The sequence below is a fragment of the Pseudomonas sp. NPDC089422 genome, from assembly GCF_044749405.1.
GTDB lineage: Bacteria > Pseudomonadota > Gammaproteobacteria > Pseudomonadales > Pseudomonadaceae > Aquipseudomonas.
In genome coordinates this window covers 96,516-120,926 of sequence record NZ_JBIVHW010000011.1, presented here as the reverse complement: position 1 = coordinate 120,926, position 24,411 = coordinate 96,516, and the positions used below count along the sequence as shown (strand labels likewise).

Annotated in this window: 21 protein-coding genes; 9 read left to right on the top strand and 12 right to left on the bottom strand. The window is 60.9% G+C overall.

Going from position 1 to position 24,411, the window contains the following annotated elements; translation table 11 throughout:
* Positions 1 to 51 precede the first annotated feature (51 nt).
* The 4 genes from yidC to rpmH are packed head-to-tail and all read right to left on the bottom strand — an operon-like array spanning position 52 to position 2,521.
* Entirely contained in the window at positions 52 to 1,728 is a 1,677-nt protein-coding gene (gene yidC, locus ACIPZ8_RS20695; RefSeq protein WP_400726909.1) for a membrane protein insertase YidC, read from the bottom strand.
* A gap of 2 nt (positions 1,729 to 1,730) precedes the next feature.
* Positions 1,731 to 1,976, bottom strand: coding sequence for a membrane protein insertion efficiency factor YidD (gene yidD, locus ACIPZ8_RS20690; protein WP_079230263.1), 246 nt, complete (start codon positions 1,974 to 1,976; stop codon positions 1,731 to 1,733).
* On the bottom strand, positions 1,969 to 2,373 hold the full coding sequence (rnpA, locus tag ACIPZ8_RS20685; RefSeq protein ID WP_079230262.1) for a ribonuclease P protein component: 405 nt from the start codon (positions 2,371 to 2,373) through the stop codon (positions 1,969 to 1,971). The genes yidD and rnpA overlap by 8 nt, the downstream gene beginning before the upstream one ends.
* 13 nt (positions 2,374 to 2,386) lie before the next feature.
* Entirely contained in the window at positions 2,387 to 2,521 is a 135-nt protein-coding gene (gene rpmH / locus ACIPZ8_RS20680; protein ID WP_003253163.1) for a 50S ribosomal protein L34, read from the bottom strand.
* A 583-nt stretch (positions 2,522 to 3,104) separates the two neighbouring features.
* On the opposite strand from rpmH, the gene dnaA reads away from it, so the two are divergent.
* Genes dnaA through gyrB form a run of 4 tightly spaced genes read left to right on the top strand, consistent with a single transcriptional unit; the run spans position 3,105 to position 9,322 of the window.
* A complete protein-coding gene (gene dnaA / locus ACIPZ8_RS20675) occupies positions 3,105 to 4,634 on the top strand; it encodes a chromosomal replication initiator protein DnaA (protein ID WP_400726906.1) in 1,530 nt (509 codons plus the stop codon).
* A gap of 40 nt (positions 4,635 to 4,674) precedes the next feature.
* Positions 4,675 to 5,778 carry a DNA polymerase III subunit beta gene (gene dnaN / locus ACIPZ8_RS20670; protein ID WP_400726903.1) on the top strand — a complete coding sequence of 368 codons (1,104 nt, stop codon included), beginning with the start codon at positions 4,675 to 4,677 and terminating at the stop codon, positions 5,776 to 5,778.
* Positions 5,779 to 5,793: 15 nt separating this feature from the next.
* Positions 5,794 to 6,897, top strand: a complete 1,104-nt coding sequence (gene recF / locus ACIPZ8_RS20665) for a DNA replication/repair protein RecF (RefSeq protein WP_400726900.1) — start codon at positions 5,794 to 5,796, stop codon at positions 6,895 to 6,897.
* A gap of 4 nt (positions 6,898 to 6,901) precedes the next feature.
* On the top strand, positions 6,902 to 9,322 hold the full coding sequence (gene gyrB / locus ACIPZ8_RS20660; protein WP_400726897.1) for a DNA topoisomerase (ATP-hydrolyzing) subunit B: 2,421 nt from the start codon (positions 6,902 to 6,904) through the stop codon (positions 9,320 to 9,322).
* Between the two features lie 119 nt (positions 9,323 to 9,441).
* Here gyrB and ACIPZ8_RS20655 read toward each other — a convergent pair whose 3' ends face one another.
* The 3 genes from ACIPZ8_RS20655 to ACIPZ8_RS20645 form a co-directional block, all read right to left on the bottom strand.
* Positions 9,442 to 10,188: a carbonic anhydrase gene (locus ACIPZ8_RS20655; RefSeq protein ID WP_400726894.1), complete on the bottom strand. Its 747-nt coding sequence runs from the start codon at positions 10,186 to 10,188 to the stop codon at positions 9,442 to 9,444.
* A 238-nt stretch (positions 10,189 to 10,426) separates the two neighbouring features.
* On the bottom strand, positions 10,427 to 10,831 hold the full coding sequence (locus ACIPZ8_RS20650; RefSeq protein WP_400726891.1) for an RcnB family protein: 405 nt from the start codon (positions 10,829 to 10,831) through the stop codon (positions 10,427 to 10,429).
* Between the two features lie 127 nt (positions 10,832 to 10,958).
* Positions 10,959 to 12,248, bottom strand: coding sequence for a sigma-54 interaction domain-containing protein (locus ACIPZ8_RS20645; protein ID WP_400727097.1), 1,290 nt, complete (start codon positions 12,246 to 12,248; stop codon positions 10,959 to 10,961).
* A 222-nt stretch (positions 12,249 to 12,470) separates the two neighbouring features.
* Between ACIPZ8_RS20645 and ACIPZ8_RS20640 the strand changes: the two genes are divergently transcribed.
* The 3 genes from ACIPZ8_RS20640 to ACIPZ8_RS20630 are packed head-to-tail and all read left to right on the top strand — an operon-like array spanning position 12,471 to position 15,467.
* Positions 12,471 to 13,355, top strand: a complete 885-nt coding sequence (locus tag ACIPZ8_RS20640; RefSeq protein WP_400726888.1) for an MBL fold metallo-hydrolase — start codon at positions 12,471 to 12,473, stop codon at positions 13,353 to 13,355.
* A 40-nt stretch (positions 13,356 to 13,395) separates the two neighbouring features.
* Positions 13,396 to 14,652 carry an FAD/NAD(P)-binding oxidoreductase gene (locus tag ACIPZ8_RS20635; RefSeq protein WP_400726885.1) on the top strand — a complete coding sequence of 419 codons (1,257 nt, stop codon included), beginning with the start codon at positions 13,396 to 13,398 and terminating at the stop codon, positions 14,650 to 14,652.
* Positions 14,649 to 15,467 carry a sulfite exporter TauE/SafE family protein gene (locus ACIPZ8_RS20630; protein WP_400726882.1) on the top strand — a complete coding sequence of 273 codons (819 nt, stop codon included), beginning with the start codon at positions 14,649 to 14,651 and terminating at the stop codon, positions 15,465 to 15,467. The genes ACIPZ8_RS20635 and ACIPZ8_RS20630 overlap by 4 nt, the downstream gene beginning before the upstream one ends.
* Here the strand turns inward: ACIPZ8_RS20630 and ACIPZ8_RS20625 are convergent.
* Entirely contained in the window at positions 15,456 to 16,343 is an 888-nt protein-coding gene (locus tag ACIPZ8_RS20625) for a LysR family transcriptional regulator (protein ID WP_085676566.1), read from the bottom strand. The two genes, ACIPZ8_RS20630 and ACIPZ8_RS20625, sit on opposite strands and share 12 nt — an antisense overlap.
* A gap of 119 nt (positions 16,344 to 16,462) precedes the next feature.
* On the opposite strand from ACIPZ8_RS20625, the gene ACIPZ8_RS20620 reads away from it, so the two are divergent.
* The gene (locus tag ACIPZ8_RS20620) at positions 16,463 to 18,109 is read left to right on the top strand and encodes a GMC family oxidoreductase (protein ID WP_400726879.1); all 1,647 of its coding nucleotides are present in this window, start codon (positions 16,463 to 16,465) and stop codon (positions 18,107 to 18,109) included.
* Positions 18,110 to 18,205: 96 nt separating this feature from the next.
* Positions 18,206 to 19,825, top strand: coding sequence for an MFS transporter (locus ACIPZ8_RS20615; protein WP_400726876.1), 1,620 nt, complete (start codon positions 18,206 to 18,208; stop codon positions 19,823 to 19,825).
* A 177-nt stretch (positions 19,826 to 20,002) separates the two neighbouring features.
* On the opposite strand, the gene ACIPZ8_RS20610 is transcribed toward ACIPZ8_RS20615, so the two are convergent.
* From ACIPZ8_RS20610 to glyQ, 4 genes are all read right to left on the bottom strand, one after another.
* Positions 20,003 to 20,773, bottom strand: a complete 771-nt coding sequence (locus tag ACIPZ8_RS20610) for a 1-acyl-sn-glycerol-3-phosphate acyltransferase (RefSeq protein WP_159412680.1) — start codon at positions 20,771 to 20,773, stop codon at positions 20,003 to 20,005.
* 64 nt (positions 20,774 to 20,837) lie between these two features.
* Positions 20,838 to 21,365 (bottom strand): D-glycero-beta-D-manno-heptose 1,7-bisphosphate 7-phosphatase, encoded by a 528-nt coding sequence (gene gmhB / locus ACIPZ8_RS20605; RefSeq protein ID WP_085676570.1) that lies wholly within the window; start codon positions 21,363 to 21,365, stop codon positions 20,838 to 20,840.
* A gap of 3 nt (positions 21,366 to 21,368) precedes the next feature.
* On the bottom strand, positions 21,369 to 23,420 hold the full coding sequence (gene glyS / locus ACIPZ8_RS20600) for a glycine--tRNA ligase subunit beta (RefSeq protein WP_400726873.1): 2,052 nt from the start codon (positions 23,418 to 23,420) through the stop codon (positions 21,369 to 21,371).
* Positions 23,417 to 24,364, bottom strand: coding sequence for a glycine--tRNA ligase subunit alpha (gene glyQ, locus ACIPZ8_RS20595; RefSeq protein WP_003253126.1), 948 nt, complete (start codon positions 24,362 to 24,364; stop codon positions 23,417 to 23,419). Before glyQ ends, glyS begins: the two co-directional genes overlap by 4 nt.
* Positions 24,365 to 24,411: the final 47 nt, after the last annotated feature.

Here is a 24,411-nt window from a genome sequence, read left to right as displayed (position 1 = left end):
AAAAACGCCCCCGAAGGGGCGTTTTTATTCACAGGCTAGCGCAGTAGCCCGTCAAGCAGCAGCTTTTTTGGTGGCTGCTTCGATACGGCGGGTGATGTACCACTGCTGAGTGATCGACAGGCAGTTGTTCACAACCCAGTACAGCACCAGACCAGCCGGGAACCACAGGAAGAAGAAGGTGAAGATGATCGGCATCATTTTCATCACCTTGGCCTGCATCGGATCCGGCGGAGTCGGGTTCAGACGCTGCTGGATGAACATGGTGGCGCCCATGATGATCGGCAGGATGAAGAACGGATCCTTGATCGAAAGGTCAGTGATCCACAGCATCCATGGGGCCTGACGCATCTCGACGCTTTCCAGCAGTACCCAGTACAGGGACAGGAACACCGGCATCTGCACCAGGATCGGCAAGCAACCGCCCAGCGGGTTGATCTTCTCTTTCTTGTACAGCTCCATCATCGCCTGGGACATCTTCTGGCGATCGTCACCGAAGCGTTCCTTCAGTGCGGCAAGCTTCGGCGCCACGGCACGCATGCGCGCCATCGAGCGGTAGCTGGCAGCCGACAGCGGGAAGAACAGGCCCTTGATGAGCATGGTCAGCACGATGATCGACCAGCCCCAGTTACCCAGCAGGCTGTGGATATGTTGCAGCAGCCAGAAGATCGGCTGGGCAATGAACCACAGGAAGCCGTAGTCGACGGTCAGTTCCAGGCCTGGGGACAACTCTTTCAGCTTGGACTGGATTTTCGGACCGGCATACAGCATGGCGCTGGTTTCGACCTTGCCGCCAGCTGGAACGCTGAGCGCCGGGCCGGTATAGCCGATGATGTAGTTGCCCTGGCTGTCCTTGCGGGTCTGGACAACATTGTTGTCCGACTTGGCCGGAATCCAGGCGGTCACGAAGTAGTGCTGCAGCCAGGCAACCCAGCCACCGGACACATTTTCTTTCAAACTACCTTTGTCGATGTCCTTCATCGAGACCTTTTTGTAAGGTTCGGAAGCCGTCCACATGGCGGCGCCCAGGTAGGTCGCGGTGCCGGTGGCGGTGCTCGACGATGGGTCGGAACTGGCGTCACGCTTGAGCTGGGCAAACATGTTGCCGTTCCAGGCCTGGCCGCTCTGGTTGTCGATCAGGTAGCTGACGGTCAGGTCGTACTCACCGCGCTTGAAGCTGAAGCGCTTGATGTAGTTGACGCCGTTGTCGCTGAACTTGAGGTCGACGACCAGTTGTTCCTGGCCATCAGCCAGCTGGTAGCTCTTCTGCTCGGTGGCGTACAGCGGGCGACCCGACGAACGGGCATCCGGACCGTTGGCGCCGGTCAGGCCGCTCTGTGCCAGGTAGATGCGCTCGCCACCGTTGTCGAACAGCTGGAACGGAATGTCCGGATGGTCCTGACGGCGTGGGTATTTAGGCAGGTTCAGCTGGACAATGTCACCACCGACCGGGTCGATAGCCAGTTCCAGGACATCGGTCTTGATCCGGATCAGGTCCTTGCTGACCGCGGCCGGAGCCAGTTCGGCAGGGCTGGATTCGGCATTGGCGCTCGGCACATCGGCGCTGGCGGTACCGGCCGGCACACCATCCGGCAAGGCCGGGGCAACGGTGCTGGCAGCAGTATTCTGAGTCGGCAGGGCAGCCTGGCCGTAGTCCTCGTTCCACTTGAGGACCATGACGTAGGACACGATTGCCAGGGCGACGATCAGGATCGTGCGTTTAATATCCATGATTACTCGGCTATCGAAGAAGTTCGGGAGGAAGGAGCGGGGGGAACGGGATCGAAACCGCCGTCGTTCCACGGATGACAACGCCCCAGGCGACGAACGGCTAGCCACCCACCACGCAAGAGGCCATGGTTTTCAATGGCTTCTAGAGCGTAACAGGAGCAACTGGGGTAGAAACGACAGTGATTGGCCATCAGGGGACTGATGGCGTAACGGTAAAACTGGATCGGAACGAGGGCCAGTTTACGCATTTTGGCTGTCTACCCCTGCGGAATCGGCGTTTGCCGCTGGAGTTGGCCGGCTGCGCGCCAGGCGTTTCCAGAGCTTGCCAAAGTGTTGGTGCAATTCCGGGTTTTCTATCTCACCCAATCCCTTGCGCGCGACGATCACTATATCCAGGCCACCCAGCATTTGCTGGTTGAGCCGGAAGGAATCGCGCATCAAGCGCTTGAGGCGGTTGCGTTGAACGGCGAGCTTGACGCTCTTCTTGCCGATCACCAGGCCGAGGCGCGGGTGATCCAGGCCGTTCTCGCGAGCAAGGATCAGCAGGTTTTTCCCTGGAACCTTGCCGGTTGGGGAGTCGAAGACCGCTTTGAAGTGCCGGGGTGTAAGCAGTCGCTTTTCCCGACTGAAGTCCTGACTCACCACCTGTGCCGAAAAATCAAATGGCCAGACGCTTACGGCCTTTGGCACGACGACGCGACAGAACAGCGCGGCCGTTCTTGGTAGCCATACGGGCACGGAAGCCGTGGGTGCGAGCGCGCTTGATGGTGCTTGGTTGGAAAGTACGTTTCATGGCGTTGTTACCTGGTTTGTCGACTACGGGCCGGAATGGCCCCCTTTTTAAGAGATCGGCGATTCTAGAGAAAGCAAGCCCATAGGTCAATTTCCAACCAGTCTTTCCTTATAGAAGGCGCCCTGACGGCTGGATGCCAGGGAGGGTTGATCAGCTAGGCAGACGGACGACAAAATGAAAAAAAAGAAGAGACATATAAAAAGCTTTTCTGAAGAACTTATAAATCTTAAGTGGATAACCTTCTGTGGATAACTCCATGCAGCCCAATATTTACGAGCTGTACAGAGATTTACAACCTTGTCGGTAACAGGTGCTCCGCCTGTGTCGGACGTGGGAAAAGCCTGTGGATAGAAAGGCCCGTTATCCACAGAGGAGTTATCAACAGGCCTGACCTCAGGGTTGTGCATAGACCTCACGTACGGTTATCCACAGACCTTATTCACAGAGCTTGAGAGACGTTTTTGCCGCTAAATGGCTGTTTTGTCATGGCTCGGAATGTTTCCACATGTGGATAACTGATCGCTCGACCGGTACAATGGCGGTTTGTTTTTGCCTCATCCGGCTTTCAACTCAGGGGATATCCGTGTCAGTGGAACTTTGGCAGCAGTGCGTGGAGCTTCTGCGCGATGAACTGCCTGCCCAGCAATTCAACACCTGGATCCGTCCGCTACAGGTCGAAGCCGAAGGCGACGAGTTGCGCGTCTATGCGCCGAACCGTTTCGTACTCGATTGGGTGAATGAAAAGTACCTTGGCCGTCTGCTCGAACTGTTGGGTGAAAACGGCAGCGGCATGGCGCCAGCCCTTTCCTTGTTAATAGGCAGCCGTCGCAGCTCTGCTCCACGGGCCGCACCCAATGCACCCGTCAGCGCTGCAGTCGCAGCCACGCTTGCACAAAGCCAGACTCAACAGGCCGCTGCGCCTGCCATTGCCGAGCCGGTACAGGCGCCAGCGGCTGAGCCGGTGCAGGTGAATGAGGTCGTCGAGTCGGCTTCACGTGACAGCTTCGATGGCATGGGCGACAGCGCGTCGGCACCGGCTGCCGGCAGCCGTACCGAGCAGCGCACGGTTCAGGTTGAAGGCGCGCTCAAGCACACCAGTTATCTGAACCGCACGTTTACCTTCGAGACCTTTGTAGAAGGTAAGTCGAACCAGCTGGCTCGCGCTGCGGCCTGGCAGGTCGCCGACAACCCCAAGCATGGTTACAACCCGCTGTTCCTTTATGGGGGTGTGGGCCTGGGCAAGACCCACCTGATGCATGCTGTGGGTAACCACCTGCTGAAGAAGAACCCGAATGCCAAGGTCGTGTACCTGCATTCCGAACGCTTCGTCGCGGACATGGTCAAGGCGCTGCAGCTCAACGCGATCAATGAGTTCAAGCGCTTCTACCGCTCGGTTGATGCGCTGCTGATCGACGACATCCAGTTCTTCGCCCGTAAAGAGCGTTCCCAGGAAGAGTTCTTCCACACCTTCAACGCCTTGCTCGAGGGTGGCCAGCAGGTGATTCTCACCAGCGACCGCTATCCGAAGGAGATCGAAGGCCTGGAAGAGCGCCTGAAGTCGCGCTTCGGCTGGGGCCTGACGGTGGCTGTCGAGCCGCCGGAACTGGAAACCCGTGTGGCGATCCTGATGAAGAAGGCCGACCAGGCCAAGGTCGAACTGCCGCATGATGCCGCGTTCTTTATCGCCCAGCGCATCCGCTCCAACGTACGTGAACTCGAAGGCGCCCTGAAGCGGGTGATCGCTCACTCGCACTTCATGGGCCGTGACATCACCATCGAGTTGATTCGCGAGTCGTTGAAGGACCTGCTGGCGCTTCAGGACAAGCTGGTGAGTGTGGATAACATCCAGCGCACCGTGGCCGAGTACTACAAGATCAAGATCGCCGATTTGTTGTCCAAACGCCGCTCGCGCTCCGTTGCGCGCCCGCGTCAGGTGGCCATGGCACTGTCGAAGGAGCTGACCAACCACAGTCTGCCGGAGATCGGCGACATGTTTGGCGGCCGTGACCACACCACCGTGCTGCACGCCTGCCGCAAGATCAACGAATTGAAGGAATCCGACGCGGACATCCGCGAGGACTACAAGAACCTGCTGCGGACGCTGACGACTTGAAGGTCGCCAGCGCAGCTAATTGAAGGCAAGGGACTAGACCATGCATTTCACCATTCAACGCGAAGCCCTGTTGAAACCCCTGCAACTGGTCGCCGGTGTCGTCGAGCGCCGCCAGACCTTGCCGGTGCTGTCCAATGTCCTGCTGGTCGTGCAAGGCCAGCAGCTGTCGTTGACCGGTACCGACCTGGAAGTCGAACTGGTTGGCCGCGTGCAACTGGAAGAACCGGCCGAGCCAGGCGAGATCACTGTCCCGGCGCGCAAGCTGATGGACATCTGCAAGAGCCTGCCGAACGATGTTCTGATCGATATCAAGGTCGACGAGCAGAAGCTCCTGGTCAAAGCCGGCCGTAGCCGCTTTACCCTGTCGACCCTGCCTGCCAACGATTTCCCTACCGTTGAAGAAGGCCCGGGCTCGCTGACCTGCAACCTGGAGCAGAGCAAACTGCGCCGCCTGATCGAGCGCACCAGCTTCGCCATGGCTCAGCAGGACGTGCGTTACTACCTCAACGGCATGCTGCTGGAAGTGTCGCGCAACACCCTGCGTGCGGTTTCCACTGACGGTCACCGTCTGGCGCTGTGCTCGATGAGCGCACCGATCGAGCAGGATGATCGCCATCAGGTCATCGTTCCACGTAAAGGTATTCTTGAGCTGGCGCGCCTGCTCACGGATCCGGAAGGCATGGTCAGCATCGTTCTCGGTCAGCACCACATCCGTGCGACCACCGGTGAATTCACCTTCACTTCCAAACTGGTCGACGGCAAGTTCCCGGACTACGAGCGCGTGCTGCCAAAGGGTGGTGACAAGCTGGTAATCGGTGACCGCCAGGCGCTGCGTGAAGCGTTCAGCCGTACCGCCATTCTGTCCAACGAGAAGTACCGCGGTATTCGCCTGCAACTGGCAGCTGGCCAACTGAAGATTCAGGCCAACAACCCGGAGCAGGAAGAAGCGGAAGAAGAGATCAGCGTTGACTACGAAGGTAGTTCGCTGGAGATCGGCTTCAACGTCAGCTACCTGCTGGACGTGTTGGGCGTTATGACTACCGAGCAAGTTCGTCTGATTCTGTCTGACTCCAACAGCAGTGCGCTGCTGCAGGAAGCTGGCAATGACGATTCTTCCTACGTTGTCATGCCGATGCGCCTGTAATACGTAGCAGGCGAAATGTCCCTTCGACGTATCATGGTCACCGCGGTGCGCAATCTGCACCCGGTGACTCTCTCACCTTCCCCCCGCATCAATATCCTCTACGGCGCCAATGGCAGCGGCAAGACCAGTGTGCTCGAAGCCGTGCACCTGCTTGGCCTTGCCCGGTCATTCCGCAGCACTCGGTTGAACCCGGTCATTCAGTACGAGCAACCTACTTGCACCGTGTTTGGCGAAGTTCAGTTGGCTGAAGGTGGCACCAGCAACCTGGGCGTCTCCAGGGAGCGGGCGGGCGAATTCACTATCCGCATCGACGGGCAGAATGCCAGGAGCGCTGCTCAACTGGCTGAACTGTTGCCGCTGCAGCTGATCAACCCGGACAGTTTCAGGTTGCTGGAAGGCGCACCGAAAATCCGCCGGCAGTTTCTCGATTGGGGAGTGTTTCACGTGGAACCTCGATTCCTGCCTGCCTGGCAACGTCTGCAGAAGGCGCTGCGGCAGCGGAACTCGTGGTTGCGGCATGGTACACTTGACCCAGCTTCGCAAGCCGCCTGGGACCGGGAGTTATGCCTGGCCAGCGCGGAAATAGATGAATACCGTCGCAACTACATCAAGGCCTTGAAGCCCGTCTTCGAGCGAACCCTGAGCGAGCTGGTCGAGCTGGACGGGTTGACCCTGAGCTACTACCGAGGCTGGGACAAGGACCGGGAACTGCAAGAAGTACTCGCCTCCTCTCTCCTTCGCGATCAGCAGATGGGCCATACCCAGGCCGGCCCGCAGCGTGCTGATCTGCGTCTTCGTCTGGCTGCCAATAACGCAGCCGACATCTTGTCGCGTGGTCAGCAAAAGCTTGTGGTGTGCGCGCTGCGCATTGCCCAGGGCCACCTCGTCAGTCAGGCTCGACGCGGCCACTGTATTTATCTCGTTGACGACCTGCCGTCCGAGCTGGATGACCAGCATCGCCGCGCGCTGTGCCGCTTGCTTGAAGAATTACGCTGCCAGGTGTTCATCACCTGTGTAGATCACGAATTACTGAGGGAAGGCTGGCAGACGGAAACGCCAGTTGCCTTGTTCCACGTGGAACAAGGCTGTATCACCCAGACCCACGACCATCGGGAGTGAAGGCATGAGCGAAAATCAAACGTACGACTCCTCCAGCATCAAGGTGCTGAAAGGTTTGGATGCCGTACGCAAGCGTCCCGGCATGTACATTGGCGACACCGATGATGGTAGCGGCCTGCACCACATGGTCTTCGAAGTGGTCGACAACTCGATCGACGAAGCCCTCGCCGGTCACTGCGATGACATCACCGTCATCATTCACACGGACGAATCCATCAGTGTGCGCGACAACGGTCGCGGCATTCCGGTCGACGTGCACAAAGAAGAAGGCGTTTCCGCAGCCGAGGTCATCATGACCGTGCTGCACGCCGGCGGTAAGTTCGACGACAACTCCTACAAAGTATCCGGCGGTCTGCACGGTGTAGGTGTGTCGGTAGTGAACGCCCTGTCCGAGAAGCTGGTGCTGACCGTTCGCCGCAGCGGCAAGATCTGGGAACAGACCTACGTTCACGGTGTTCCTCAGGCGCCGATGGCCGTCGTCGGTGACAGCGAAACCACCGGTACTCACATCCACTTCAAGCCTTCGGCTGAAACCTTCAAGAACATTCACTTCAGCTGGGACATCCTGGCCAAGCGGATTCGCGAACTGTCGTTCCTCAACTCGGGTGTCGGCATCCTGCTGAAGGACGAGCGTTCGGGCAAGGAAGAGTTCTTCAAGTACGAAGGTGGCTTGAAGGCGTTCGTTGAATACCTCAACACCAACAAGACTCCGGTCAACTCGCAGGTCTTCCACTTCAACGTCCAGCGTGACGATGGCGTGGGTGTCGAGATTGCGCTGCAGTGGAACGACAGCTTCAACGAAAACCTGCTGTGCTTCACTAACAACATTCCGCAGCGTGACGGCGGTACCCACCTGGTCGGTTTCCGTTCCTCGCTGACCCGTAGCCTGAACAGCTACATCGAGCAGGAAGGCCTGGCCAAGAAGAACAAGGTCGCCACCACCGGTGATGATGCCCGTGAAGGCCTGACCGCGATCATTTCGGTGAAGGTGCCGGATCCGAAGTTCAGCTCGCAGACCAAGGACAAGCTGGTCTCCTCGGAGGTGAAAACCGCCGTGGAACAAGAGATGAACAAGTACTTCGCCGACTTCCTGCTGGAAAACCCGAACGAAGCCAAGGCTGTGGTCGGCAAGATGATCGACGCTGCCCGTGCCCGTGAAGCGGCGCGTAAAGCCCGTGAAATGACCCGCCGCAAAGGCGCGCTGGATATCGCCGGCCTGCCGGGCAAACTGGCGGACTGCCAGGAGAAGGACCCTGCCCTCTCCGAACTGTACCTGGTGGAGGGTGACTCCGCAGGTGGCTCGGCCAAGCAAGGCCGTAACCGTCGCACCCAGGCGATCCTGCCGCTGAAGGGCAAGATCCTCAACGTCGAGAAAGCGCGCTTCGACAAGATGATCTCGTCCCAGGAAGTGGGCACGCTCATCACTGCACTGGGCTGCGGTATCGGCCGCGAAGAGTACAACATCGACAAGCTGCGTTATCACAACATCATCATCATGACCGATGCTGACGTCGACGGTTCGCACATCCGTACCCTGTTGCTGACCTTCTTCTTCCGTCAGCTGCCGGAGCTGGTCGAGCGTGGCTACATCTACATCGCCCAGCCGCCGCTGTACAAGGTCAAGAAAGGCAAGCAGGAGCAGTACATCAAGGACGACGAGGCCATGGAAGAATACATGACCCAATCGGCCCTCGAAGATGCCAGCTTGCACCTGGACGAGTCGGCGCCAGCCGTTTCCGGCGTACAGCTGGAAACCCTGGTTAACGAATTCCGCGCCGTGATGAAGACCCTCAAGCGCCTGTCGCGCCTGTACCCGGAAGACATCACCGAGCACTTCATCTACCTGCCGGAAGTCACTCAGGAGCAACTGGGCGACCACGCGGTGATGCAAGCCTGGCAGGTGAAGTTCCAGGAGCGTCTGAGCAACAGCCAGAAATCGGGCCTGGTCTATCAGGCCAGCCTGCGCGAAGACAAGGAGCGCAATGTCTGGCTGCCGGAAGTGGAAGTTACTTCCCACGGCCTGGCCAGCTACGTCACCTTCAACCGCGACTTCTTCGGCAGCAACGACTACCGCTCGGTGGTCACCCTGGGTGCCAAGCTGTCTACCCTGCTCGGCGAGGGTGCCTACGTGCAGCGCGGTGAACGTCGCAAGGCGATCACCGAGTTCAAGGAAGCCCTCGACTGGCTGATGAACGAAAGCACCAAGCGCCACACCATCCAGCGATACAAAGGTTTGGGTGAGATGAACCCGGAGCAGCTGTGGGAAACCACCATGGACCCAACCGTCCGCCGCATGCTCAAGGTCACCATCGAAGACGCGATTGCCGCCGACCAGATCTTCAATACCCTGATGGGCGACGCGGTGGAGCCACGCCGCGACTTCATCGAAAGCAATGCGCTGTCGGTATCGAACCTGGACTTCTGATCAGGTTGCAGCAACCGCTGAAGAACTAAGGCCCGCTCAAGCGGGCCTTTTTTTTGCGCACAGCCAGGCCCTGAAGGCTGGATGGGGTAAGCGCGCGCCGGCCCCATCCAGACACTTGCTCAGGCAATAAGCTCCACCTTCCCAGTGGCCAGCCGATACACGCCTCCCACGACCTTCAACTTGCCTTTGCTGATCGCATCGGTAAGCAGCGGTGTGGCCTTCTTGAGCGCCTCAACAGAATCCTTGACGTTCTGCGCGATGGCATTGTCCATCAGATTGCCAGGCTGTTTGATCGCCTTTTCGACTGAGCCCTTGAGCGCATCCGTCAGCTTCGGAATATGCCCAGGGAACTTGGCGTTGTCCTTTACTGCTTTGATCCCGGCTTCAATGGCACCGCAGCTTTCATGGCCGAGTACCAGAAGCAAAGGCGCACCCAGCACCGCCACGCCATATTCAATACTGGCCAGACCCTCGCCAGTCACAAAGTTGCCTGCTACACGAATCGCAAATAAATCACCCCGCGCCGTATCAAATGCGTACTCCGGTGCAATACGCGAATCGGAACAACTGAGCACTGCGACAAACGGGTTTTGCCCAGACACCAACGCCTCGCGCTCATCCTTGAAGTCGTGTGAGGTTGAATCACCGTTGATGTAACGCGCATTACCTGCCATCAGCCGTTTCAACGCTTCGTCTGGGCTGATTGCGTTCTGCGGTTTAGGGGGCGCTGTCGACTTTTCTGCTGCCTGCGAAAGCCGTGCAGGGAGCGCACCGGATAGCAGCAAGGCACCGGCTCCGAGTCCGGCAAACTGAAGAAATCGACGGCGATCTGTTGGGTGGGAAGTTGAATCACATGATTTACACATGATGGTGTGTCCTCAGGACACTTCGGTGGGAGTAACTACTGTTGGATGAACGAGTACCAAACAGAACGTTCAGTACTGGAACTTTGGAGTTTAGTTGATCCCAAACATCAGGCGATTCGCGGCCTGTACGCGCGGATGCACGGCGGCCTTGGCGCCATGTTCCACGTGGAACCACTACTGTGAGTAGATCGCCACAAACAAGAAAGCCCGCTGACGCGGGCTTTTTGGGGCTGAGGAATCAGTAACCGGAGAGAACGCTGACGACCACGCCTGTGGCGATCGCCACCAGCACATAGTCACCATTCACGTACAACCAGCGGTGATCGCGTGGTGGTGCGTACAGATGACGCGCGCGCCAGTCGGTCACCCAGTAGCGGTCGGCGCGATAACGCGGCTCCACTACATAGCCACGATGCCACTGCTGATGCGGCATCGGCATACCCGCTTCGGGTCGGAAGTTCGGGTTGTGGTAGGCCGGGTAGCGACCGTCGTCATGACGGTCGTGCCGTTCGGGTTGGCCATGTGGCGGGTAGCCCTGATGGGATGGACCATCGTCGTAGCGGTCCGGGCCCGGTTGAGCGAAGCTGGCCAAGGGTGTGCTGAGCACAAGCGCGGCGCAGAGTACGGTTAGGGCTTTCTTCATTTGTTGATCCTCTGCCTGTTAACGCCCGGCAGGTAAAACGGGCTGCCTGGTGCGGTTAACTGATCAGACCACAAACTTTTCCACATAATGTAAGGGCAGAGGTAAAGGTCAGGTAAAGGTAGGCGTATTACAGGCCAAGCGCTTTCAGGCGGCGATACAAGGTTCGCTCACTCAGGCCAAGGTGCCGGGCCAGTTCGCTGCGTGATCCTTGAAACTGCTCCAGCGCCTGCGCCAGATCACTCAGATCGTTTCGTCCTCTGCTCATGCCGAATGCCTGCTGGGGCCCAACATCTTCCGGCAGATGCTCAGGCCGGATCAGCCCGTCATCGGCAAACAGTCGAGCCCTTTCCAGGATGTTGCGCAATTCGCGAATGTTCCCGGGGAACGCATGCAACGTAAGTTGCTTCAGCGCTTCTTCGGTCAGGCTGGGTGTCGGCTTGCCAGCCATGCGTTGAAGCAGGCTCTCGGCCAGCAATGGCAAATCCTCCACGCGCTCGCGCAACGCCGGCAGGCGGATCGGGAAACCACTGATGCGGTAATACAGATCTTCACGGAAGGTACCCTCTGCCACCATTTTCTTCAGCGGTTTATGGGTCGCCGATACCAGGCGGAAATCCGAATGCACGGTGCGCAGGCTGCCCACCGGGCGGAAACTCCCGGACTCGATCAGGCGCAGCAGTTTGACCTGCATCGCCAACGGCACCTCGCCGATCTCGTCGAGGAACAACGTGCCACCATGGGCAGCCTCAGCCAAGCCGATCTTGCGCTGGTTGGCGCCGGTGAAAGCGCCTTTCTCGTAGCCGAACAGCTCGCTTTCGAACAGCGATTCGGTCAGGCCTGTGCAGTCGACCACGACCAGTGGGCCATTGGCCCGCGGGCTACCCATGTGAATAGCGCGAGCGAAGAGCTCCTTGCCGGTACCCGACTCGCCCTGGAGCAGCACAGGAATCTGTGCGGGTGCCGCACGTTGAAGGCTGGCCAACGCGGTCTTGAATGCCGGTGCTCGCCCGACCAGTCCGTGTTCTTGAGGCTGAGCAGAGGCCAGGGTGATGCTGGTAAGCCGCTCGACGAACGCCACCACCCTGCCCTGCTCATCGAGGATCGGCCGCAGTTCCACATCCACATGCTCAGGACCTCGCGGCGTGTGATGAATGTGCAGCACACGCTCCGGCACTTTGCTGTCCCACGCCTTGCGCATCGGGCAGTGCTCACCGGCCTGGTCACACGGGACGGCGTAGTGATGTGACACACGATGGCATTTTTCACCCAGAGGGGCCTGCTTGTCTCGGCCGAACTGCCGGCGATAAGCCGCGTTGGCCGCAAGGATGTTGTAGTCGGTGTCTAGCACGATTGTAGGCAGGGCATCGTGCTCAAGGTAGGAAACCAGAGCTAGGATGAGTGGATGAGATTCAGGCATGACGACACCGATTGGATAACCTGGCGCAGGGTAACAAGGACTGCCAAACACTGCCATTGGCTGACAGTCGACTGCCATTAGCGCTGCCACTTTCGGCATTTACTTGATTTGGGTGCTGGTTTTACTGGTTCTGGCGTCTGAAAATGCCTGGCATGCATCTTGATAAATCTCCATCCACTGCCTACGCCTGTACAAGGCGAGGCAGATAATTTGGAGAACGTGATGATCATCGGCAACAACCTTCACGTGGACGCCTTCTATGACAAGGCGACCTCGACCATCAGCTACCTGGTCATGGATCGTGAAACCCTGCAGTGCGCACTGATCGACAGCGTGCTGGATTACGACCCCAAGTCCGGGCGCACCTGCACCGCTTCGGCGGATCGCCTGATCGAACGTGTGACCGAGCTCAAGGCTAACGTGCAATGGGTACTGGAAACCCATGTACATGCCGACCACCTCTCGGCGGCGGCTTATCTCAAGGGCAGGCTCGGCGGCCATACAGCCATCGGTGCGCACATCACCCAGGTGCAGAAAGTCTTTGGCACGCTGTTCAACGCCGAGCCCGGCTTCGCCCGCGATGGCAGCCAGTTCGATGTGCTGTTCGAAGATGAAGAAGGTTTCCGCATCGGCAACCTGCATGCCCGTGCGCTGCATACCCCTGGGCATACGCCAGCCTGCATCAGTTACATGGTGGTGGACGCTGGCGAGACTGCGGTGTTCGTCGGCGATACCCTGTTCATGCCTGACTACGGCACCGCCCGCTGCGACTTCCCTGGCGCCGATGCACGGACGCTGTACCGCTCGATCCGCCGGTTGCTGGCATTCCCCGACCAGACCCGGTTGTTCATGTGCCACGACTACCTGCCAGGCGGGCGCGAGATGCAGTACGTCACCACGGTGGCCGAGCAGCGCGCCAGCAACATCCACATCCGCCAAGGCATTGATGAGGACAGCTTCGTGGCCATGCGCGAAGCCCGCGACAAGACCCTCGAGATGCCCGTGCTGATCCTGCCATCGGTGCAAGTGAACATGCGCAGTGGCCAGTTCCCGGAGCCTGAGGAAAACGGCGTGAGTTACCTGAAGATCCCGCTGAACAAGCTTTGACTGCCCTGCCCCATTACCAGAAATTCCAGGATTGACTGCCATGCCTGCCAATGCCGACCACCACAAGGTGGTCATCGTCGGTGCCGGTGCCGCCGGTATCGCCACTGCCTCAAGCCTGATCGCCCGTGACCCGTCACTGGACATCGCCCTGATCGACCCTGCCGAGGTGCACTACTACCAGCCAGGCTGGACCATGGTCGGCGCCGGCGTCTTCACTGCGCCGAGCACCGCTCGCACCATGGCCTCGGCCATCCCGCGCGGCGTGCGCTGGATCAAGGCGCGTGTCCAGGGCTTCGACCCGTCCGCCCAATTGGTCACCCTGGAGGGAGGCCGTGCCATCAGTTATGAACAGCTGGTGGTCTGCCCCGGCCTCAAGCTCGACTGGGACGCGATCGACGGGCTCAGCGAAACCCTTGGCCGCAACGGCGTCACCTCCAACTACCGCTATGACCTGGCACCTTACACCTGGGAGCTGGTGCAAAAGCTCAAGCAAGGGCGTGCCCTGTTCACCCAGCCGCCGATGCCGATCAAGTGCGCTGGCGCACCGCAAAAGGCGCTGTACCTGTCCTGTGACCATTGGCTGCGCAGTGGTCGGCTGGGCGCCGTGAAAGCCAGTTTCTTCAATGCCGGTGCCGTGCTGTTCGGCGTCCCCGACTATGTACCCGCCTTGATGGCCTACATCGACAAGTACGGCGTGAACCTTAATTACAGCCATCGCCTGGTGGCCGTGGATGGGCCCAACCAGCGTGCCACCTTCGTGCGTACGCTACCCGACGGCAGCAGTGAAACCCGTACCGAAGCCTTCGACCTGTTGCACGTGGTGCCGCCGCAGGTTGCCCCGGACTTCGTTCGCCAGAGCCCCTTGGCCGATGCCGCCGGCTGGGTCGACGTCGACCCGCATACCTTGCGCCACCGTCAGTTCGGCAACGTCCACGCACTGGGCGATGTGGCCAACACCAGCAATGCCAAGACTGCTGCGGCTGCACGCAAGCAGGCGCCAGTGGTCGCCAACAATGTGCTGGTGGCGCTGGGCCGCCTCCCTACCCTGGCCCAATACGACGGCTATGGCTCCTGCCCGCTGACCGTCGAGCGCGGCAAGATCGTCCTGGCCGAATTCACTTATGGCGGTAAGGTCGCCCCCAGCTTCCCCCGCTGGCTGCTCGATGGGCGTCAGCCGACTCGCCTGGCCTGGCTGCTCAAGGCACGGGTGTTGCCGCCGTTGTACTGGCAGGGGATGCTCAAAGGCCGTGAGTGGCTGGCGCGCCCGCAACCGCTGGACGCCGAGGCCGCACAGTGATCGAACATCAACTGCTTGGCGCTGGCCTCGGTGCGATCATCGGTGCGGTGCTGGCGCTGACTGGCGCTGGCGGTGGCATCCTGGCGGTGCCGCTGCTGGTGTTCGGGCTGGGCCTGTCGATGGTCGAAGCGGCACCCATCGGGCTGCTCGCCGTGGGGCTTGCTGCGGCGGTGGGGGCGGCACTCGGCTTGCGCGAAGGGCTGGTGCGTTATCGCGCCGCCCTCTTCATCGCCCTGATCGGCATCGCGGCGGCACCGTTCGGCCTGATGCTGGCCCACCGCTTGCCCAATACACCCTTGGCGCTGGTGTTCGCTGCCGTGCTCATCTATGCCTGCCTGCGCATCTGGCGCAAGGCGGCCAAAGAGCTGCGCGGCGAAGGCAGCGAAGCCCATCGCTACATTGAGCCCTGCGTGCTCAACCCATTGCAGGGGCGCTTGCGCTGGACGTTACCCTGCGCACGCGCCCTCGCGTTTACCGGGGCGATGTCCGGCTTGCTCTCCGGCCTGCTGGGAGTAGGCGGCGGCTTTGTGATAATCCCCGCCTTGAACCGCTACACCAATCTGCGCATGAAGAGCATCGTCTCGACCTCCCTGGCCGTCATCGCGCTGGTTTCCACGGGGAGCGTGATCAGCGCCAGCTTGGCCGGTGTGATGCACTGGCGGATTGGCGCACCCTTTGCCATCGGTGCGGTGATCGGCCTGCTGCTGGCCCGACCCCTGGCGGCAAAGATCGCCGGGCCTCGCCTGCAGCAGATGTTCGCTGTCGCCGGTTGGCTCGCGGCCGTGCTGCTGGCTGGCAAGGCGCTATTCGGCTAGCAGCTCGTCCTGTTCCGCCGCGCACAGCGCCAGCAGGTAGTCCCACACCACCCGCAGGCGCACCGACTTGTGCAACTCGCGGCGGGTACAGATCCAGTAGCTGCGCTGGATGGTCTCGCTGGGCAGCACGCGCACCAGTGTCGGGTCATGGCGAGCCATGTAGTTGGGCAGCACGGCGATGCCCAGCCCTGCGCGTGCGGCGGTTTGCTGGGCGATCACACTGGTACTGCGGAAGGCCACGTTCGGTGCGCGGCAGAAGCTGTTGAGAAACAGCAGTTCCTGGCTGAACAGCAGGTCATCGACGTAGCCGATCCAGCTGTGCCGGGCCAGGTCCTCGCGGTTGCGCAGGGGTGGCGCCCGGTCCAGGTAGTCCTGGCTGGCGTACAGCGCCAGGCGGTAGTCGGTGAGCTTGCGCGTGATCAGCAGGTCGGCGTTGGGCCGCTCCAGATGAATGCTGATCTCTGCCTCGCGGTTGAGGATGCTGACGAAGCGCGGTACTGCCACCAGTTCCACTTCTAGCCCCGGATAGCGGGCGAACAGCTCGCTCATGCGCGGGGTGAAGAACATGATGCCGATGCCTTCGGTGACGCCCAGGCGAATCTTGCCCAGCGGGGTGATGGCCTGGGTGATTTCTTCCTGCGCCAGCAGGGCAACGTTCTCCATGGCTTCGGCGTGCTTGAGCAGCGCCTGGCCCGACGGGGTCAGTTCATAACCCTGGGCGTGCTGCACGAACAGTGGCGTACCCAGGCTCTTCTCGATGCTCTCGATATGCCGGGCGACCGTGCTGTGGGTGGTATTGAGGCGCTTGGCCGCGCTGAGCAGGCGGCCACTGCGCTGCAACTCGAGGAAAAACCGCAGATCGTTCCAGTCGAACATGCTGATCCTTTGGGCTGTGCTAAAACGCACAGCGGCTGCGTGAAATCTCGTGTTTCCTTGGCGAAATTACTCACTAAGATGGATCGGGACAAGAATAATAATCAGGCGCGAGGTTGCACATGCCATCAGCCGATTCTGTCTTCGACTACGTGGTCGTAGGCGCTGGTCCCGCCGGCTGCCTGCTGGCCAATCGTTTGTCCGCCGACCCTTCCTGCCGCGTCCTGCTGCTCGAAGCCGGTGGCCGCGACAACTATCCCTGGATTCACATCCCCGTCGGTTACCTTTACTGCATCGGCAACCCCCGCACCGATTGGTGCTTCAAGACCGAAGCACAGCCCGGCCTGCTCGGTCGCGCACTAGGTTATCCACGGGGCAAGGTGCTCGGTGGCTGTTCGTCTATCAACGGCATGATCTACATGCGTGGCCAGGCCGCCGATTACGACCATTGGGCCGAGCAAGGCAACGAAGGCTGGGCCTGGAAGGATGTGCTGCCGTTGTTCAAGGCCAGCGAGAACCACTTTGCCGGCGCCAGCGAACACCATGGCAGTGAGGGTGAATGGCGGGTCGAGCGCCAGCGCTACAGCTGGCCGATCCTCGATGCCTTCCGTGATGCCGCCGAGCAGAGTGGCATCGGCAAGGTCGACGACTTCAACACCGGCGACAACCAGGGCTGTGGATACTTTCAGGTCAATCAGCGCAGCGGTGTACGCTGGAATGCCTCCAAGGCCTTTCTCCGGCCGATCAAGGACCGTCCCAACCTCACCGTGCTGACCGGCGTGCAGGTTGACCAGGTGCTGCTGAACAACACCCGTGCCCGTGCGGTCAAGGCGCACTGGCAAGGTGCCTGGCACGAGTTTGCCGCACGTCGCGAGATCATCCTCTGTGCTGGCGCCGTGGGGTCGCCCGGCATTCTCCAGCGTTCCGGCATCGGCCCGCGCAAGCTGCTCGAAAGCCTGGGCATCGGTGTGCGCCACGACATGCCTGGCGTTGGCGGCAACCTGCAGGATCACCTGCAGCTGCGGCTGATCTACCAGATCAGCAACACCCGCACCCTCAACCAGATGGCCAACAGCCTGTGGGGCAAGCTGGGCATGGGCCTGCGCTATCTCTACGACCGCAGTGGCCCGCTGGCCATGGCGCCGAGCCAGCTGGGCGCTTTCGTGCGATCGAGCCCGGAGCAGGCAACAGCCAACCTGCAGTATCACGTGCAGCCGCTATCACTGGAGCGCTTCGGCGAGCCGCTGCATCAGTTTCCGGCCTTCACCGCCTCGGTGTGCAACCTGCGCCCGGCCAGCCGTGGGCGCATCGATATCCGCAGCGCGAACATGAACAGCACACCGCTCATCGATCCCAACTACTTGAGCGACCCCCAGGACCTGCGCGTTGCCGCCGATGCCATCCGCCTGACCCGGCGCATCGTCCAGGCCCCTGCCCTCGCCGCTTTCGACCCCCGGGAATATCTGCCAGGCCCGGCCCTGCAAACCGAGGAAGAACTGTTCGACGCGGCCGGCAAGATCGGCACCACCATCTTCCACCCGGTCGGCACCTGCCGCATGGGCAACGGCGACCTGGACGTTGTGGATAACCAGCTGCGTGTGCATGGCATCCCGGGCTTGCGTGTGGCCGATGCCTCGATCATGCCGCAGATCACCTCCGGCAATACCTGTTCCCCCACCCTGATGATCGCCGAGAAGGCGGCGCAACTGATCCTCAAAGGAGCCGCAACCCAGACCTACCTGAACCAAGACGCAGTACCGACCCCCTGACCGGGAGCGTGCAACACCGGCAGCTCGCGGTCACAAGCTGCCGACAGTGGAACAACAAGAATAATCACTGTGGCCTGCGGGCCGAGGACAGCAACGATGTCGGATTACATCCAAGAGCAGGGTGCGGCGGCGAGCACCTCCAGCCGTCGTGAAGAACGCAAGATCATTTTCGCGTCATCCCTCGGGACGGTGTTCGAGTGGTATGACTTTTTTCTCTATGGGGCGCTGGCCGCTGTCATCAGCAAGCAGTTCTTCGCCGGGGTGAATGACACCACCGCCTTCATTTTCGCCCTCATGGCCTTTGCTGCCGGCTTCCTGGTGCGGCCGTTCGGTGCGCTGGTGTTCGGCCGCCTGGGCGACATGATCGGGCGCAAGTACACCTTCCTGGTGACCATCGTGCTGATGGGCCTGTCGACGTTCGCCGTCGGCCTGCTGCCCACCTACGCCAGCATCGGCATCGCGGCACCGATCATCCTGGTGATCCTGCGCATGCTTCAGGGGCTGGCGCTGGGGGGTGAATACGGTGGTGCCGCCACTTACGTGGCCGAGCACGCGCCACCCGGCAAGCGCGGCTTCCACACCGGTTTCATCCAGTCCACTGCGACCCTGGGCTTGCTGCTGTCATTGCTGGTGGTACTGGGCAGCCGCTACATCAGTGGTGATCAGTTCGAAACCTGGGGCTGGCGCCTGCCGTTCCTGCTGTCGATCATCCTGCTGGCGATCTCTACCTGGATCCGCATGAGCATGCACGAGTCGCCGGCCTTCGTGAAAATGAAGGCCCAGGGCAAGGTCAGCAAGTCACCGATCCGCGAGTCGTTCACTTCCTGGCCAAACCTCAAGGTCGTGCTCACGGCGCTGTTCAGTATCAATGCCGGGCAAGCCGTGACCTTCTACACGGCGCAGTTCTATGTGCTGTTCTTCATGACCCAGATGCTCAAGATGGACCCGGCCCAGGCCAACACCTTGCTGATCATCAGCGTGGTGATCGGCGCGCCGTTCTTCGTGTTCTTCGGTTGGCTGTCCGACCGTATCGGGCGCAAGCCGATCCTGATGCTCGGCCTGCTCCTGGCCACCGTGCTGTACTTCCCGATGTTCAAGGCCCTGAGCCATTACGCCAACCCGCAGATCGATGCGGCCAGCCGTCAGGCGCCGATCGTGGTCACCGCAGATCCGCAAGGCTGTACCTTCCAGTTCGACCCGGTTGGCAAGGCGCGTTTCGACAGCCCGTGCGACAAGGTCAAGACCTTCCTGGTCAAGCAGGGCCTGCCGTACAGCTCGGTGAGCGTGGCCGGCAGTGATGTGGTGGTGAACATTGGCGACAAGACCATCAACGGCTTCGATGAAACGGCCATGCGTGCGGCGATCGAGCAGGCGGGCTACCCGGCCAAGGCAGACCCGGGGCAGGTCAACCAGGTGATGGTGGTGGTGCTGATCGTGGCCATGATCCTGATCGCGACCATGACCTACGGGCCGCTGGCGGCGGTGATGGTCGAGCTGTTCCCGACCCGTATCCGCTACACCTCCATGTCGCTGCCCTACCACATCGGCAACGGCTGGTTCGGCGGCTTCCTGCCAACGGTGTCGTTCGCGCTGGTGGTGTATACCGGGGATATCTTCTACGGCTTGTGGTACCCGGTACTGGTGACTGGCATCAGCCTGGTGGTGGGGATCTTCTGCCTGAAAGAAACCAAGGACGTGGATATCGACAAAGTCTGACGCCATCACCAAGCCATAAAAAAACCGGCTGTAAAAGCCGGTTTTCTTATGCCCCGAAAAAACTTATGCACGTTTTTCAGAAAATTGTCATACCAAGAAATAAACAGCTAATTCATACACTTAGCGTCGTATCCGGGGACTTTATCAAAAAACTGTTCACAAGTTATCCACAGATGGTCAGGCCATCTGCTCCTGCGGTTTTTCATCCACTGGCGGCAGCGAGCCCATGGCCCGCTGAGTGGCTTCGTTCCACGCCGCAGCACGGTCGTTTAGCTCGGCAATGGCCCGTGGTCCGCTGCCCTCGGCATACATCGGCTTGCCGATCACCACCTCGATGGTACCCGAGCGCTTGCCCCAGCCCGTCTTGGGCCAGAACTTGCCAGCGTTGTGGGCAATCGGCAGCACTGGCAAGCCAGCATTCACGGCCAGCGCGGTACCGCCTCGGGAGAATTTGCCCACGGTACCGAACGGTACACGGGTACCTTCCGGGAAGATCAGCACCCAGGTTTTCTGCTTGAGCAATTCGTCACCCTTGCTGGCCACCTGGCGCAGGGCTTCCTTGGGGTTGTCGCGGTTGATCGCGATCGGCCTCAGCATGGCCATGGCCCAACCAAAGAACGGCACATACAGCAGCTCGCGCTTGAGCACCTGGCTCAGCGGCGAGAAGTACTGGGAAAGGAAGAAGGTTTCCCAGGTGCTCTGGTGGTTGGACAGAATCACGCAGGGTTCATCCGGCACGTTCTCGGCACCGGTGACCTTGTAGTTGATACCGAGGATGGTGCGCACCAGGAACAATGCGCAGCGGCACCAGTACACGTTGATGAACTTGTAGCGCTTGGGGAACGACAAGAACGGCGCGACGAAGAAGCTCAGCGAGCACCACAGCAGCGAACTGGTGCCCAGCAGCAGGTAAAAAAGAAAGATTCTGATCGCCTGCAGGATCGACATAGTGGCAAGTACCGTTGCGGGGCGTGCCCGCCTGGGAAAAATGCGCCCGAAGGCGCATTGTTGTTTAAATAATTTCTCTGGCGATAGCTGCCAGATCGTCGAAAATCAGTGTAGTTTCCGGGACGCCTTTTTCCAGGGTCCGCTCACCCTTGCCGGTTTTCACCAACACGGGTTGTGCACCGACGGCCAGGGCGGCCTCCAGGTCACCTTTGCTGTCGCCAACGAACCAGACGCCTTCGAGGCCCACCTGGTAATGCTCGGCGATCGCCCGCAGCATGCCAGGCTTGGGCTTGCGGCAATCGCAGCCTTCGTCCGGCCCGTGCGGGCAATACACGATGTGGCCCACCTCGCCGCCCTGCTCGGCCACCAGCGCGCGCAAGCGCGCGTGCATGGCCTCGAGGGTTGCCAGCGGGTAGTAGCCACGGGCGATGCCGGACTGGTTGGTGGCCACGGCCACCGTCCAGCCCGCCTTGCTCAACTGCGCGATGGCCTCGACCGAGCCAGGGATCGGGATCCACTCTTCCAGCGTCTTGATGTAGGCGTCGGAGTCGTAGTTGATCACCCCGTCACGATCGAGAATCAGCAGTTTCAAGGCTTACCCCAGCAGCGAAATGTCGGCCACGCCCAGGAACAGGCCGCGCAGGCGGCTGAGCAAGGCATAACGGTTGGCACGGACCTTGGCGTCTTCGGCGTTGACCATCACCGCCTCGAAGAAGGCGTCGACCGGGTCACGCAGGGCCGCCAGGCGGGCCAGCGATTCGCTGTACTGGCGAGCGGCTGCCATCGGTTGCACAGCCAGGTCGGCCTGCTGGATGGCCGAGTACAGGGAGAACTCGTTGGCGTTGTCGAAGTACTTCGGCTCGACCTGATCGGCGATGGCGCCTTCGGCCTTGCTCAGCAGGTTCGACACACGCTTGTTCACCGCGGCCAGGGCTTCGGCTTCCGGCAGCTTGCGGAAGGCCTGCACGGCTTGCACGCGCTGGTCGAAGTCCAGGGCAGACGCCGGCTTCAGGGCACGTACCGACAGGTAGGTGGCAACGTCGATGCCTTCGTCTTCGTAGCGTGCACGCAGGCGGTCGAAGATGAACTCCAGCACCTGCTCGGCCAGGCCTGCGGCCTTGACCTTGGCACCGAACTGCTTGACCGCGAACTCCACCGCTGCGCTCAGGTCCAGGTCCAGCTGCTTCTCGATCAGGATGCGCAGCACGCCCAGGGCGGCACGGCGCAGGGCATACGGGTCCTTGCTGCCGGTGGGCAGCATGCCGATGCCGAAGATGCCGACCAGGGTGTCGAGCTTGTCAGCGATGGCCACGGCAGCACCGGTGAGGGTCTGCGGCAGCTCGGCGCCAGCACCGCGCGGCATGTACTGCTCGTTCAGGGCCAGGGCGACGTCTTCCGGCTCGCCGTCGTTGAGCGCGTAGTAGTAGCCGGCAACACCCTGCATTTCAGGGAATTCGCCGACCATCTCGGTGGCCAGGTCGCACTTCGACAGCAGGCCGGCACGGCCAGCGCGCTGGGCGTCGCCGCCGATCAGCGGGGCGATGAAGGCTGCCAGCCTGGAAACACGCTCGGCCTTGTCGTAGACAGTGCCCAGCTGGGCCTGGAATACCACGTTCTTCAGGCGCTCGTTGAAGGTTTCCAGCGGCTGCTTCTTGTCCTGCTTGAAGAAGAACTCGGCGTCGGTCAGGCGCGGGCGCACGACCTTCTCGTTACCCTGCACGATCTGCTTGGGGTCACGGCTCTCGACGTTGGCCACGGTGATAAAGCGCGGCAGCAGCTTGCCTTCGCTGTCCAGCAGGCAGAAGTACTTCTGGTTGTCCTGCATGGTGGTGATCAGGGCTTCCTGCGGCACCTCGAGGAAACGCTCCTCGAACGAGCACACCAGCGGCACTGGCCATTCGACCAGGGCAGTCACTTCGTCCAGCAGCGCCGGCGGCACGATGGCGCTGCCTTCCTGCTGCATGGCCAGCTCTGCGGTGCGCTTGCTGATCAGTTCGCGACGCTCGGCGAAGTCGGCCAGCACGTAGGCCTTGCGCAGGTCTTCAACGTAGTTGGCCGGGGTGGTGATGACCACGTTTTCCGGGTGGTGGAAGCGGTGGCCACGGGATTCACGGCCGGCCTTCTGCGACAGGATGGTGCAATCGACCACCTGGTCGCCGAGCAGCATCACCAGCCACTGGGTCGGGCGCACGAACTCTTCACGGCTGGCGGCCCAGCGCATGCGCTTGGGGATCGGCAGGTCGTTGAGCGAATCCTCGACGATGGTCGGCAGCAGGCTGGCGGTAGCCTTGCCCGGGATGTGCTGGGAGAAGCGCAGCTTGGCGCCACTCTGGTCGATTTCCGACAGCTCCACGCCGCACTTCTTGGCGAAGCCCAAGGCAGCCTGGGTTGGCTCGCCGTCTTTGAAGGCCGCCTGCATGGGCGGGCCATCGATGTTGATGCTGCGGTCAGGCTGCTGCACGTCCAGCTGGCGGATCAGCACGGCCAAACGGCGCGGCGCGGCGTACACCTGCTTGCCGGTGTAGTTCAGGCCTGCGGCCTGCAGGCCCTTCTCGATGCCGGCCAGGAAGGCGTCACCGAGGCTGGCCAGGGCTTTCGGAGGCAGCTCCTCGGTGCCCAGTTCTACCAGGAAATCTTGAGCACTCATTGTGCAGCCTCCAGCTTCGCCAACACTTCGTCACGCAGTTCAGGGGTGGCCATCGGGAAGCCCAGGCGTGCACGGGCTTGCAGATAGCTTTGCGCCACGTCCCGGGCCAGGGTACGTACGCGCAGGATGTAACGCTGGCGCTCGGTTACCGAGATGGCGCGGCGGGCGTCCAGCAGGTTGAAGGTGTGCGAGGCCTTCAGGACCATTTCATAGGTCGGCAGCGGCAGCTCCAGCTTGATCAGGCGGTTGGCTTCGCTTTCATAGAAATCGAACAGTTCGAACAGCTTGTCGACGTTGGCGTGTTCGAAGTTGTAGGTCGACTGCTCCACCTCGTTCTGGTGGAACACGTCGCCGTAGGTGACCTTTCCGAACGGGCCGTCGGCCCACACCAGGTCGTAGACCGAGTCGACGCCCTGGATATACATGGCCAGGCGCTCGAGGCCGTAGGTGATTTCACCGGTGACCGGGTAGCACTCGATGCCACCGACCTGCTGGAAGTAGGTGAACTGGGTGACTTCCATGCCGTTCAGCCAGATTTCCCAGCCCAGGCCCCAGGCGCCCAGGGTCGGCGACTCCCAGTTGTCTTCGACGAAGCGGATGTCGTGGACCAGCGGGTCCAGGCCGATGGCTTTCAGCGAGCCGAGGTACAGCTCCTGGAAGTTGGCCGGGTTCGGCTTCAGGACCACCTGGAACTGGTAGTAGTGCTGCAGGCGGTTGGGGTTTTCGCCATACCGCCCGTCGGCAGGGCGACGGCTAGGCTGCACATAGGCGGCGTTCCAGGTTTCTGGACCCACGGCGCGCAGGAATGTAGCGGTGTGGAAAGTGCCGGCGCCTACTTCCATATCGTAGGGCTGAAGCACCACACAACCTTGAGCTGCCCAGTAGTTTTGCAGGGCGAGGATCAGGTCTTGGAAGGTACGCACGGCTGGCGTAGGCTGGCTCACGAAATTCACCTGTATCTGGGGATGCGGATGTAAAGAGCGGGAGTATA

What these genes read in the sequence shown, in the direction of transcription:
- glyS (WP_400726873.1), bottom strand. Translation starts at nt 23,420, where the DNA reads ATGAGTGCTCAAGATTTCCTGGTAGAACTGGGCACCGAGGAGCTGCCT.
- yidC (WP_400726909.1), bottom strand. Translation starts at nt 1,728, where the DNA reads ATGGATATTAAACGCACGATCCTGATCGTCGCCCTGGCAATCGTGTCC.
- rpmH (WP_003253163.1), bottom strand. Translation starts at nt 2,521, where the DNA reads ATGAAACGTACTTTCCAACCAAGCACCATCAAGCGCGCTCGCACCCAC.
- yidD (WP_079230263.1), bottom strand. Translation starts at nt 1,976, where the DNA reads ATGCGTAAACTGGCCCTCGTTCCGATCCAGTTTTACCGTTACGCCATC.
- gyrB (WP_400726897.1), top strand. Translation starts at nt 6,902, where the DNA reads ATGAGCGAAAATCAAACGTACGACTCCTCCAGCATCAAGGTGCTGAAA.
- ACIPZ8_RS20655 (WP_400726894.1), bottom strand. Translation starts at nt 10,188, where the DNA reads ATGTGTAAATCATGTGATTCAACTTCCCACCCAACAGATCGCCGTCGA.
- ACIPZ8_RS20620 (WP_400726879.1), top strand. Translation starts at nt 16,463, where the DNA reads ATGCCATCAGCCGATTCTGTCTTCGACTACGTGGTCGTAGGCGCTGGT.
- ACIPZ8_RS20650 (WP_400726891.1), bottom strand. Translation starts at nt 10,831, where the DNA reads ATGAAGAAAGCCCTAACCGTACTCTGCGCCGCGCTTGTGCTCAGCACA.
- ACIPZ8_RS20625 (WP_085676566.1), bottom strand. Translation starts at nt 16,343, where the DNA reads ATGTTCGACTGGAACGATCTGCGGTTTTTCCTCGAGTTGCAGCGCAGT.
- dnaN (WP_400726903.1), top strand. Translation starts at nt 4,675, where the DNA reads ATGCATTTCACCATTCAACGCGAAGCCCTGTTGAAACCCCTGCAACTG.
- ACIPZ8_RS20610 (WP_159412680.1), bottom strand. Translation starts at nt 20,773, where the DNA reads ATGTCGATCCTGCAGGCGATCAGAATCTTTCTTTTTTACCTGCTGCTG.
- recF (WP_400726900.1), top strand. Translation starts at nt 5,794, where the DNA reads ATGTCCCTTCGACGTATCATGGTCACCGCGGTGCGCAATCTGCACCCG.
- ACIPZ8_RS20640 (WP_400726888.1), top strand. Translation starts at nt 12,471, where the DNA reads ATGATCATCGGCAACAACCTTCACGTGGACGCCTTCTATGACAAGGCG.
- ACIPZ8_RS20635 (WP_400726885.1), top strand. Translation starts at nt 13,396, where the DNA reads ATGCCTGCCAATGCCGACCACCACAAGGTGGTCATCGTCGGTGCCGGT.
- ACIPZ8_RS20615 (WP_400726876.1), top strand. Translation starts at nt 18,206, where the DNA reads ATGTCGGATTACATCCAAGAGCAGGGTGCGGCGGCGAGCACCTCCAGC.
- ACIPZ8_RS20645 (WP_400727097.1), bottom strand. Translation starts at nt 12,248, where the DNA reads ATGCCTGAATCTCATCCACTCATCCTAGCTCTGGTTTCCTACCTTGAG.